The organism is Flavobacterium sp., assembly GCF_039916025.1.
Taxonomy (GTDB): domain Bacteria; phylum Bacteroidota; class Bacteroidia; order Flavobacteriales; family Flavobacteriaceae; genus Flavobacterium.
This window is the reverse complement of record NZ_JBDSMB010000142.1, coordinates 40947-53718: the sequence shown is the minus strand read 5'-3', so window position 1 is coordinate 53718 and position 12772 is coordinate 40947. Positions and strand designations below refer to the sequence as shown.

11 protein-coding genes are annotated in these 12772 nt (G+C 37.6%); all 11 read right to left on the bottom strand.

Annotated elements, in window-relative coordinates:
- Nucleotides 1-29: 29 nt before the first annotated feature.
- On the bottom strand, nt 30-989 hold the full coding sequence (locus ABIQ27_RS10535) for an NAD(P)-dependent alcohol dehydrogenase (RefSeq protein ID WP_348033858.1): 960 nt from the start codon (nt 987-989) through the stop codon (nt 30-32).
- 14 nt (nt 990-1003) lie between these two features.
- Nucleotides 1004-1270 (bottom strand): hypothetical protein, encoded by a 267-nt coding sequence (locus ABIQ27_RS10530; protein ID WP_348033857.1) that lies wholly within the window; start codon nt 1268-1270, stop codon nt 1004-1006.
- Between the two features lie 35 nt (nt 1271-1305).
- Nucleotides 1306-1893, bottom strand: coding sequence for a YceI family protein (locus ABIQ27_RS10525; RefSeq protein ID WP_348033856.1), 588 nt, complete (start codon nt 1891-1893; stop codon nt 1306-1308).
- 187 nt (nt 1894-2080) lie between these two features.
- Nucleotides 2081-2668 (bottom strand): hypothetical protein, encoded by a 588-nt coding sequence (locus ABIQ27_RS10520; protein ID WP_348033854.1) that lies wholly within the window; start codon nt 2666-2668, stop codon nt 2081-2083.
- 66 nt (nt 2669-2734) lie between these two features.
- Nucleotides 2735-4153, bottom strand: coding sequence for a C1 family peptidase (locus tag ABIQ27_RS10515; protein WP_348033853.1), 1419 nt, complete (start codon nt 4151-4153; stop codon nt 2735-2737).
- 145 nt (nt 4154-4298) lie between these two features.
- On the bottom strand, nt 4299-5162 hold the full coding sequence (locus tag ABIQ27_RS10510; RefSeq protein ID WP_348033852.1) for a CPBP family intramembrane glutamic endopeptidase: 864 nt from the start codon (nt 5160-5162) through the stop codon (nt 4299-4301).
- A gap of 205 nt (nt 5163-5367) precedes the next feature.
- Complete coding sequence (locus ABIQ27_RS10505; RefSeq protein WP_348033850.1) at nt 5368-5577, bottom strand: heavy metal-associated domain-containing protein; 210 nt, start codon at nt 5575-5577, stop codon at nt 5368-5370.
- Between the two features lie 34 nt (nt 5578-5611).
- On the bottom strand, nt 5612-6988 hold the full coding sequence (locus tag ABIQ27_RS10500; RefSeq protein WP_348033849.1) for an MFS transporter: 1377 nt from the start codon (nt 6986-6988) through the stop codon (nt 5612-5614).
- Nucleotides 6989-7125: 137 nt separating this feature from the next.
- Nucleotides 7126-8466 (bottom strand): TolC family protein, encoded by a 1341-nt coding sequence (locus ABIQ27_RS10495; protein WP_348033848.1) that lies wholly within the window; start codon nt 8464-8466, stop codon nt 7126-7128.
- 11 nt (nt 8467-8477) lie between these two features.
- Nucleotides 8478-11579: an efflux RND transporter permease subunit gene (locus ABIQ27_RS10490; protein ID WP_348033847.1), complete on the bottom strand. Its 3102-nt coding sequence runs from the start codon at nt 11577-11579 to the stop codon at nt 8478-8480.
- Between the two features lie 18 nt (nt 11580-11597).
- On the bottom strand, nt 11598-12668 hold the full coding sequence (locus ABIQ27_RS10485; RefSeq protein ID WP_348033846.1) for an efflux RND transporter periplasmic adaptor subunit: 1071 nt from the start codon (nt 12666-12668) through the stop codon (nt 11598-11600).
- Between the last annotated feature and the right edge of the window lie 104 nt (nt 12669-12772).

Sequence of the window (12772 nt, the reverse complement as noted above, 5' to 3'; positions counted from 1 at the left end):
TTTGATTTGTCTACAAATCTATTCTAAACTTAATCCGTAATTTTTATTACAACATTCCCTTTTTTATGCCCTAATTCTACATAGCGATGCGCTTCAGCCACTTGCTCTAAAGAATAAGTTCTATCAATAACGGCTTTCAATTTTCCGGTTTCGATTAGTTGTTTTAAAAAGTCCATAGCTTCCGCATTGTGAATTATCATACCAGTATGTACTTTAATGTTGGTCATTATTGAAGTCCAAAATCCTTGTAACATCTGCTTAGTCATTGCGGCACTTAAAATTAATGAACCTTTTTGATGCAATGATTTTAAACTACGCAAAACCGAAATGGTGTTAACCGTATCAAAAACCACATCGTAAATTTCCCCATTTTTTGTAAAATCCTCTTTTGTATAATCGATTACCTCGTCGGCTCCCAATGATTTTACAAATGTACTATTTGCTGTGCTACACACACCGGTAACTATTGCACCAAAAGACTTTGCTAATTGTACTGCGGCGGTGCCCACTGCACCTGATGCTCCTACAATAAGTATTTTTTGTCCTTGTTTTAGATTAGCTTTTTTGATAAAATGCAATGCAGTTAAGGCACCAAAAGGAATTACTGCCGCTTCTGCATGTGAAATACTGGCTGGTTTTATAGCCAATGAACCATTTTGAGGCATACATTTATATTCTGCATATGTTCCAAAACTCATATCGGTATGACCAAAGACTTGGTCTCCTATTTTGAAAAGTGTAACAGCTGCACCTATACTTTCAACTTCTCCTGAAAAAACAACACCTAAAGTATTTATTTTCGGTTTTGTTAAACCAAAAAACAGTCTCACTCCCCATGGATCAGCTTTACGAATCTTCCAGTCGCCGGAATTGACAGCCGTCGCATTAATCTTTATCAGTATCTCGTTGTTTTTTGGAATCGGTTTAGTAACTTCTTCTAACTTAAGAACCTCTGGCGGTCCATAATGTCTAAATACAATTGCTTTCATAGTTATTCAAAATTTTAAATAGTTATCAATACTTCTTTTGGTGCTTTTATAAACAAGAAGTCTCTGATTAGCGCTTCGTCAACCGTTGGATTACTATCAATTTTTAAGGTCGAAGATGCTCCAAAGCATTTAATTTCAAGAGTGTTATTTTTTATACTTACGTTACAGAATCCTGCAGATTTAATCGTCCCAAATGGTTTTGCAACCTCTGAATGGAGTAAACTTTTTTCAAAAACGATAACACTATGGTTCCTTTCAATAATTATGTACTTCGTAATCATAAATAGCTTATTAAATTCGTGAACTCTTTTAACAGCTACACTTTAATTAATTCAATATTACAAGTAATTCTGATCATTTGTCCTATTGATAGCCCTCCCGCTTCTAAAACCGAATTGTATTTTAAACCAAAGTCATAGCGGTCAATTTCGCCAAATACTTTTAACCCGGCTCTTGTTCCACCCCACGGATCTTTAATTATACCACCAAATTTCGCAGATAATGTAACTGTTTTAGTAATGCCATGCATTGTTAAATCTCCCGTCACTTTATAAGCATTACCTTTTATTTTAATAAACTTCTTGCTTTTAAATGTAATAACAGGGTAATTCTTTTCATCAAAGAAGTCTGCACTTTTTAAATGTTCGTCCCTTTTGGCATCATCCGTATTGACACTTTTGATTTGCGCTGTAAAATCAAATACTACGTCTGTAAAATCCGTCCTGTCAGATTTAGTATTCACAGAATATTCTTCGAATTTTCCTGTTGTTTCAGATATTACCAAATGGTCTACAGCAAAATTAATTGATGAATGGGATTTGTCTATATTCCATTTTGTATTTTGTGCATATGCTGCTCCGAACATTGCTAGGGCTAATATGCCGGTTGTGATTGTTTTCTTCATTTTCTTCGTTTTAAATTATTTAATGTTTTAATTGTTTGTAATTTTTGCAATGCGTAGTCCAAAAAGTCCGCAGTTGCTAATCCTTTTGCATATTTACTTCCTTCGTTCCTTTATCTGAAACTGTCACGGTTAGGAAAATCCGGGCAATCTTGTTTACCGCGTATTGGCATATAATATAACTCAAATCTCAAACCTTATGCTTTAAATTGTTTCTACGAAAAGTTATAAGCATGAAAAGTCCAAAAGTAATTTCAATAAGAGAACCTGTTAGTGCTGAACCAAATGATTGTACTTTAAAATAGAACAGTAAGTAGGCTGCTATTCCTAATACCGCACCTAAAAACCAATAAAGTCTTTTCCCATAAATAGAGGCAAAAGTCAAATATCTTCCACCAATAATCATAAGCATCGCTTGAAAAAACCATTCACTATGTTGCAATGAAAGTCCAAAAGCAAGAGGTAAGCACATAATCATAAATAGCGTCCCTTCCATAGCTAAGTTTGCGAGTGGGTTTCCTTTTTCATGTGTCCCTCTCATTCCTATTGCCTTATACCATAATATACTTAAGTGATGAATAAACATGCCACCAATTAAAAGTGTCCAAATAGCTTTTCTATCAGAGAATTGAAGAGATACTATTGCTGACGTGAGCCAGGCTAATCCCGAAACCATAATCCCAATTGAGCCATTTCCATACCCTATACACATATCAGCTTGTGCTTGAATTGTGGTTTCAATCTTGTCTACTTGATTATTTGAGGAATTATTTTTCATCGGTAATAAAGTTTTGTGTTATAGAATTGTATAAGATTCTTGAATTTATGCCGTACTTACCGCTACCTATAATTTAATCTTTCCCTTGTTCAATATTTCTTTTGGAATGGCTTCTTTGTTGACCATCACAGATATCGTTTTCAAAAGCAGGTACTCCTTTGACATATATACATAACCTCCGCAGTCAGACATTGAAGAAGAATTCTTGAGGATATAAAATCTTTTGCCTTCCGTATCTTCTGCGATACCTATGATATGCATATTGTGATCATCCTGGGTAGTGTAGTTGTCAAAAGCTGCTTGTCTTGATTGCTGGGTAATTTGAGTGTCATTGCTTAATTTACAGAAACCGTTGGTAAATCCTTCGTGTATATCACCATCCCAGCACACAGAATAGTTATTCAGCAACGCTTCGTCAACTATAGTTTCAAAATCATTTAAAGGAACATTTAAGTATAAATCGTTATTCCAGTTGGAAGGCATTTCCAAAACAAATTTTGAATAGAATGGATGATGCGTATAAGAAGTTATTTCAACATAATCATCAGGGTTAATCCCAATGTTTTCCTTGGCAAATGATTTGGGTGTATAATTTTTTCCCTGATAGTTAAAGTTTTCCGGAGCTTTAGGAATTGTTTTGTAAACAGTTGCTGCTATTGATTGCCTGTATTCTTCAGGAGTCATAATGCCACGTCCCGTTTCTAAATAATGATTTACTTTACTGGTTGCTTCCGTTTCCATCTTAAAATGATCGTGTATAGCAGAGTTATCGGTTTTACCATTATATATTTCTTCAGGTATTGCTCCATATTCCTTATACGCTTTTAATACATTAAATGTCAGCCCCCCTTCGTCGAAAACCTGCTTGCCCTGCATCCTGATATAATGTTCTGCTTTATTCAGGTAGGTCGGAACTACAAAAAACATAGGGGAAAGCACTACGGGTTTTTTACCGAGCCTTATCGCTTCTGCTTCAATAAAGGATGTTGTGGCATGGCTCCAGCACGTACCGGTATTCTGCTGGTCTTTGGTAGGTGTGCTTTTTATGAGTTTAACTATTTTGTATCCTTCGAATTGTGGATGTAAGTTACTTTTTTGCACATATTGGGCTGTTGTAGGCAAAAGCGTTAAAGGTCTGCTGTCACCATTTCCAAAGAACCATTTCCCATCAATCATGGAATTATCAGCTGCGAATCGCCCTTTGTATGCAGCTCCTTTTCCAAGTCTAGTTGAAAAATCAACGAATAGGCTGTCTTTAGATACAGTTGCATCCATAGACCATGTTTTGACCGCTTGTTCAGGAATATCAAATGTCCCGGATAGTAATTCATTCGTAACTTTAAAATGCATTAATAAGGTTACTGTTGGTCCATTTGGGATAGACAGTTTTCCTGACCACGAGCCAATTGCCCTGTCGGTACTCTGTGCAAAAAGGAAATAACCTGCAAAAAGAAAAAGGATTAAAGAATTTTTTTTTGATTTCATAATGTCTGTTTTAAGCCGGTGTGGCTTTCTGGATAAATAGTATAATTAAGATTTGAAATGGCTCGGCCAGACAGTAAATTTTGTCTTGCATTTAACGATTTCCATGATGTTAGAGGTAAAAAGAATACCGCTGTCAACGATAGCTTTATCTCTTCCAATAAGGTTTTATAAATTTATGTTGCACCTTATTTAGATATAGTAAAATAAGGGTAGCTATCAAACAAAATAATGTTGCCTGAATTGTTGCTTCGGGTCCAAACCCACCTCCGGTAATTAATTTTGATCCGGTAATTTCGGTAGTCAGCAAACTGCTGGTTTTTTCATTCCCCGAGGTAATGGCACCAAATATTCCGGATTGTAAAAAGTTCCATGCAAAATGAAAGGCGATAGGAAACCATAAATTCCTTGTGTAAATATAGGCAGTACCTAATAGTAGGCCGGCTTCAATAGTAACACACGTTGCCGATAGAACGGTACTGTTAGGATTAGCAAGATGCAGGGCGCCAAAAACTATTGCTGAAATAACTAAGGCAATAACACTTCCCAGCTTTTCCTCAACAATTCTGAAAATGATACCTCTTAGCAAAATTTCTTCAAAAATCGCAACGGAGAAAGCAACTGTTAACGGAATAATTACAAACGAAAGCGGATTAACAGCGACAAGCTTAAAACCACCGCTTAAATAAATTACTAAAATCGTTAGTGATTGCAGTACAACCCCCAATAGCAAACCTGCAAGTAAACTTCTTGCAATTCCTTTAGTTGATATTTCTGTAACTTCACGTTTTTCTATCCATCGGTAAAAAAATTTATAAGCAGCTATTACAGCAATTGATGCAATTATACCTTTAAATAAATTCCTGAAATCTTTATCAAGAGTGGTTAATTCAAGAAGTTTAGCCGCGGCATTTTGTGCAATTATAAATGCGGCAAAACACACCAAAAGCCCGAGTATAACTCTCGTAAATGGACTGCTGAAAAATTTTTGTTTTAAACTTGGATTGCTCATTAGTTCTGATTTTTAATGAATGATAGTTCTTTGATAGTATAATGCATAGGTAAGCTATTGGTTAATAGTAAGAACAGGACAAAAATGCAATTAGACAGGACATATTTTAAACAGTGCTGGGAAGCATATTTTAAATAGGTCCTGACTAATTAATTGCATAATGTAACAACGAATACTGTCGTAAACTCGTAGCTTCAAAATGTACCTAAGAAATCGGTTCCGCCGTAAATCCTGACTCCTTAACAATTTCAGCTACCTCATCTTCGTTCAAGTCGGAAGTAACGGTCAAAGTCTTTTTTAGCGTCATAATATCTACCTCCCATTGCCCCTCGCCTAATTTTTGATTTAATATTGGAGTTGCTTTTGCAATACATCCTGCACACTTAATGTTTGTTTTGAATTGTAATTTATTCATGATTTTAAAAATTTAAATTAATATTTATTTGTTTTTACTTTGTTGTCTTAATATAAAATACTGTAATCAGTGCAGCCAGGCCACTCAGGAGAGCGGCTGCTATAAAGGCAGTCTGGAATCCTGCAACCAGTCCATCCTGTGGGGTAACAGCAATAGCAGTAACCGCTTCCGTTTTAGCCGCGGCAATTACTACAATTACGGCTAATCCTAATGCCGAACCTATCTGGTAACTGGTGTTCACTAATCCGGAGGCCAATCCCATTTCCTCAGGCTTTGCGCCTGACATAGCAGCCATTGTACTCGGTATATAAGCCAGCGACATTCCGATAGCAGCTAAAATAGAAGCGGGTAAAATAGTAAGCATAAAAGTACCATTAGCCGGAGCCATACTGAAAAGAACCAGAGAAGCTGTCAGAAATAACAATCCCGCTATTAGATTTGCTTTAAAGCCATATTTCATTACCAATTTTCCGGTAAAGCCTACCATAACTATCATAATCACAATAGTCATCGGGAGCAGGGCTAACCCACTGTTAAACGCAGAATAGTTGAGTACTTGTTGTAAATAAAGATTAAGGAAAAACCATAGTGGAATCCAGGATCCGGCCAATAAAACGGTAATAATATTTCCGGCAGAAAGATTAGGTATTTTAAAGATCGTCAAAGGAAGCAAAGGTTCTTTCTTTCTGTTTTGAGTTCCAAGGAACAACAGGAACAATAATAGTGAAACCCCTAATAATCCAATCGTTTTTAATGACATCCATCCCGTGGATGCTGCGGAAACGATAGCATAAACCATGAGTACTAATGCTGTAGTGGCAGTAATCGCTCCTAAAATATCTACACTCCCTTTTCTGGTAGTCCCTTTGAGCAATACTTTAGGGGCTTGAAACAGCACTAGTAACCCGACAGGAATGTTGATTAAAAATACCCATTCCCACGACATCCATTCTGTAATAACACCACCTAAAAACACACCGGCAGAACCACCAGCAGCGGCAGCAGCACCCCAAAAACCGAAGGCTTTACCTAGTTCTTGCGGATTAGTAAACATGCTCATTACCATCGTAAGTGCTGCAGGTGCGATAAACGCAGAACCTAAACCTTGCAAAGCTCTGGCTGTGTTTAAAGCAGATTCTGACCAGGCAAGTCCCGCAAATAATGACGCTAAAGTCAATATCACAAAACCCCACATAAAAATTTTGCGTGCGCCAAACAAATCCGACAGCTTTCCCGCTAATAGCAGAAAACCACCAAAGAAAATAACATAAGCATTAAATATCCATTGTAATCCGGTTTGGGTATATCCCAAGTCGGCTTTTATCGCGGGTAACGCCACACCAATAATAGAAGTATCCATAATAACTATAAATTGTGCTACACACAATAAAAATAAGGCTGACCATCGCAATGGATAAGCAACAGGAGCCGTTGTTGATTTAATATTTTTCATGATTTAAATTGTATAAGGCAAAATTAACGCGAACAGTTCACCTGAACTTTGCACTTTATTATTCTTGTTTACTATAATTTTATAAAAATGGAAGATTATTTTAACGAACCTAAAGCCTTCTCAAATTCAACGGTTAAGACCTTTAACTCATAAACCGCCGTCAAATAATTGAGTTGTACGGTATTCAATGCCAACTCAGCATCATTTACTTCTAACATCGAACTCAAATTATTGAGATAGCGATTGCTGGTGATGGTGTAATTAATTTCAGCAGCTTCAACTGTTTTCTTTTGGATATCCAACTGAGCTTTGGCATTTCTCCAATTGCTGATAATAGCATTTAACTCTAGGTTGACTTCTTCTTTCAGATCCTCCAGATTCAGTTTTTCCTGTTGTATTTTAATTTTACTTTGTCTGGCTTGGGCAGTAATACTACCTCCACTGAAAACAGGGTAAGACACCTGAAGGCCTACAAAACTTGTTTTAGGAAAAGTGTATTGCGCCACTTTAATATCGTCTGCTTGCGCCTGAATTTGGTATTGCCCTATCAAAGAAACCTGAGGCAGATAACTGCCTTTGACAACTGATAGTTTTCGTTCTTCTTTCTCAATGTTTAAAAGCTGAAGTTGCACATCGTTTCTGTAAGCTGTAGCACTTTTGATGTTCTGTTCTAATAGCATAAACGTTTCATTTTCGTTTTCTGAAAGTAACGGATCAGTAAGCGCTATAGTTCCAGTCGTATCCAATCCAAGTAGCTTTTTAAATCTATTAGTAGCCACACCGATATTGTTATTCAGATAGGATATCGATGATTTTAAATTCTCCGTAGCAATATAACTTCTTAAAGTATCTACTTTCAAAGCCCTCCCCTCAGTAAACAAAGATTTAGCATCAGCCAGGGCCTTTTGATTTCGGGCTAGACTTTTCTCTTGCAATTGCAACTGACTTTTCATCAGTTGGATTCCGTAGTATGCTTTGGTCATCTGAAACACCAACTGACTTTTCAACTCCTTTGAAGTTTCATTTTGGATTTTCTCTTCCAGTTGGGCAACATCCTTTTGACGACTCATGTTTTTTGCAATCAAAGGCTGTTGAAGTGTTACGGTAGAATTCAAAGTATTTAATCCACCCACACTAATATCCTGCACCGGATTTTGCGTACCGGCAAAAGTACCAGGCAAAAAAATTACTTGTCGGTCAAAGTAATGAGAAACCGATCCGTTTACGGCAACTGTAGGAAGCAATTTTCCTTTAAATTCATTGGTAACTTCTCTAGATCTCTGCTCTTCCAATTTTTGAATTGCAAGCGTTTTATTATTCTTTGTAACCAATTCTCTGGCATCCTTTAACGACACATTGGTCGTTTGCGCTGCCAGGAATTGAGTAGAAAAGAAAGTTAAAAGAAAAAATACTATTTTATAAATCAATGTTTTCATAATCCTCATTTTTAAAATTCGTTATTACTTTCTAAGGGTACAACTTGTGTCTCTTCAATAACCACTTTAGCTTTACTTCCAGATAGCATAGAGTAAACCGCAGGAATAATAAACAAGGTTAAGATTCCGGCAAAGAGTAAACCGCCTACAATTACAATCCCTAAAGATTGTCTGCTGTTAACCGTTAACGCAATAGGCAATGCACCTAAAATCATCGCTAAGGAAGTCATCAAAATGGGTCTGAATCGCTGTACTGCAGCTTGAGTAGCCGCCTCGAATTTTGACATCCCTTTCGCCTTTAAATCATTGGCAAATTCTACGATTAAGATGCCATTTTTGGTAATCAGCCCAATTAGAGTGATAATTCCAATTTGACTGAACACATTCAGACTCTGGTCAAACCAATACAGACTGATTAGTGCCCCTGTTACTGCCATAGGAACGGTTAACATAATTATTAGCGGATCGCGAAGACTTTCAAACTGGGCTGCCAAAATCAGGTAGATAAGTAGTAAAGCCAGTATCAGAGTGAATAAAATATTTCCCTGGCTTTCTTCAAAATCACGTGCCTGTCCTGATAATGAGGCTTTAAAGTTTTCGCCTAAAACACTTTTTTTAATGCTTTCCATTTCGCGGATTCCTTCTTCCAAACTCACGCCCTGAGCCAATCCTGCCGAAACAGTGGCAGAAGTATATTGATCGTAACGGTAAATTGCCGCCGGGCTGATGCCTTCATCAAACGTAACCAGATTGTCAAGTGAAATCATCTCACCGTTAGCCGATCTGACATTGATTGATTTTAAATCACTCAGGTCATTTCGCTGTTCTTTTTCTACCTGGCCTATGACTTCATACTGTCGGTCATCTTTTAAGAAGTACCCATAACGCTGTCCGGAAAGTGACAATTGTAAAGCTCTCGAAACTTCCTGAATAGAAACTCCCATCAAAGCCGCTTTTTGACGGTCAATGTTGATTTTAATTTCGGGTTTGTTCATTTTTAAATCACTATCAACAAATAATAGTTTTTTGCTTTGGCGGGCAGCATTTAAAAATTTAGGCAGTATTTTATTTAGCGAGTCTAAATTCTGTGCTTGCAAGACATACTGAACCGGCATCCCTCCTCCATATCTGGTACCAATCGTTGGCGGCATATATGGAAATAGCAGAAATTTTCTAAAATTCCCAGAGGCTGCACCATATTTGTTGTAGATGTCCTGTACAGAAGCTTTTCGTTCTTTGGGGTCTTTTAAATAAATCGTCTGCACAGCAACATTTACTGGTGCAGGCGCTGGTATAAAAGAAATGGCTACCATTGAATAGGTTTGGTATAGGCCATCTGTCGAATCATTAACAAACTTGCCTACCTCCTTCATATTTTTCTTCATATAGTCATAAGACACACCTTCAGGAGCCACAGCTATCAGGTTTAAATTGGAGCGGTCCTCAACTGGCGCTAACTCTGAAGGAAGCGATTTGCCTAAAAAGAAAATCAATCCGCCGGCTGCTGCAAGAAATACCCAGGCCAGCCATCTTTTTCTCATGAAAGCGGTTAAAAGGTTTTCATATCCTTTATTTAGCCTGATAAAAAACGGTTCCGTTTTACGATACAGCCAGTTAGGTTTGTCCTGTTTTTTTAGCAAATAAGCACTCAGCATCGGTGACAAAGTCAGGGCCACAAAAGCAGAAACCAGTACCGAACCCGATACCACTATAGCAAACTCTTTGAAAAGCTGTCCGCTGATACCGCCCATAAAAACAATCGGCATAAATACGGCAGCTAAAGTGATAGTAGTAGAAATTACGGCAAAATATATTTCTTTCGAACCGGCAAAAGCTGCCTGTACGGGTGTCATACCCTCCTCCACTTTCTTATAGATGTTCTCAAGGACTACAATAGCATCATCTACTACCAGGCCAATTGACAGTACTAATCCCAAAAGTGTCAGTACATTGATAGAAAATCCTGCCACATACATAATAAAGAATGCGGATAAAATAGATACAGGAATAGCCAATACAGGAATAATGGTAGAACGCCAGTCCCGCAAAAACAAAAAGATAATAAGTACGACCAGACCAAAAGCAATAAATAGTGTTTCTTCCACTTCTTTTATAGACTCTCTGACTGGCTTGGTAAAATCAAAACCAACAATTAGTTTGTACTCTTTGGGTACTTCTTTTCGCAATTGGTCTAATCTTTTATAAAACTCATCCACCACCTCAATGGCATTGGCGCCTCTTTGAATCTGAATAGCTACTCCAACACCAATCCTATTTGCATTATCAGTTCCGTTAATGATGGCATTGCGCTCATTCATTTCTCCCAGCTCTGCAAAACCTACATCTTTTAGTCTAATGATAACATTGCCGGTTTGTTTAAGGATCATAGTGTTGAAATCCTCTGTGGAAGTCAGTCGCCCAATAGAACGTACGCTAAGTTCAGTACTGTTACCTTCAATTCTGCCTGAAGGCAAATCAATATTCTCTCTCAGCAATGCCTGTCGGATATCTTCTGGGGTCAATTTTACCGCAGCCAATTTAATGGGGTCAAATCGCAATCGCATCGCATATTTATGGTCACCTACAATCGCCACCTTATTGATTCCGGGAATCGATTGAATTCTGTCTTTAATAACTGTGGAGGCCAAATGGCTTACTTCTTTAATATCTTTTGTATCGCTTTCTACTTCAAGAAAAGCAACCAAATTATCAGGGGAAGAAGCTTTTTCAACTATCGGCGGATCCACATCCGCGGGAATTTGATTTTTAGATTTAGAAACCTTATCGCGAACGTCATTCAAAGCGTCATCTAAATTGATATCACGGTTAAATTCAACTGTAATAATACTTACCTGCTCTCTTGATTCTGATGATATGGTTCGGAGTCCGTTTGCTTCTGCAATTGCCTCTTCCATAGGTTTGGTGATTTTGGAAGCAATAACATCAGGGCTTGCTCCTGGATAAAAAGTAACTACAGATATCACTGGAGGCTCTGTTAGCGGAAATTCCCTTACGCCAAGGTTCTTCCATCCCACTAATCCCATAATGACTAGAAGAACAGAAAAAACACCTGCCAATACAGGCTTTTTAATACTTAATGATGGTAAATTCATAATTTCTTTATTTTAATATTATTTTGAAGTGATAGCACTAACGGGCATTCCATCACCCAAACGAAGAATGTTAGACACTACAATAGTATCACCACTGTTAATTCCCGAAATAATAATAGCTTCAGATTCAGAGCGATTAGCAATTACTACTGGTGTTGATTTAACCACACCGTTAACAACGATATAAACATTATATCCCTTCTCTCCCGGAATCAGAGCCTCCGAAGGAATTTTAATCCCTTTCGCGCCTGCTGCACCTGCAGAGAAATGTATTTTTGCTGACATGCCTCCTTTATATTCTCCTTTTGGATTGCTGGCAATAGCTTCTACTTGCAGATTCCGGTTGGTTTCATCTAACCCCGACTCACTGGCTTTTATAACTGCCGTGCTTTGTTGGTCAGATAGTTGAGTTGTAAACCTTATTGTAGTACCTTTTTTTACTTGTAAAAGGTGTTTTTCAGGCAGTGAAAAATGAATCTTTACAGCAGATTGATCCTGCAAATTTACCAGGTCAAGACCCGGCGTAACATAGGTACCCACATCTACTTTGGAAATCCCGATGCGCCCTGAAAAAGGTGCTCTGATTTTGGTTTTGCTCAATTGAAATAGCAGGAACTCTTCTTGGGCTTCCAGCACTTGCATTTTCATCGCGGTATCGTCATACTCCTGTTTTCTGACAGCCTCCATTTTTAAAAGCCTTCCCATTCTTTGTTCGTTGAGATGGGCTAATTTTAATTCGGCCCGCAGTTCCTTTAATTTTGTTTTCAGTTCAGTGTCATTCAGTTTATAAAGCAGCTGTCCTCTCGTAACAGTGGCCCCATCATTAAAAGCGATACGGATAATCTTTTGTGCAGTCTCACTTACTATCGCAACCTCCTGATTAGGAAGTATCGTCCCAACCACTATTTCTTCCTGATTTAAATCTGTCTCCTGCGCAACAATAACATCTACAGAAAGTTTACTCACCTCTGCGGCTTTGCTATTGCTTTCTTTATTCTCTTTTGGATCTCCATCCTGGCAGGAATTCAATGTTAAGGTCAGCGCACTTAATGCGAGAAATACTTTTACTATTTTTAAATTTGATAACATACTACTAGATTTTAAGTTAATATTATGGGACAAATTTAGGATCATAGGCAAGGACTGTCTTTGCACTATTTAAGTGAAGAGTTCTAAAATTTTTTGAATTAAAA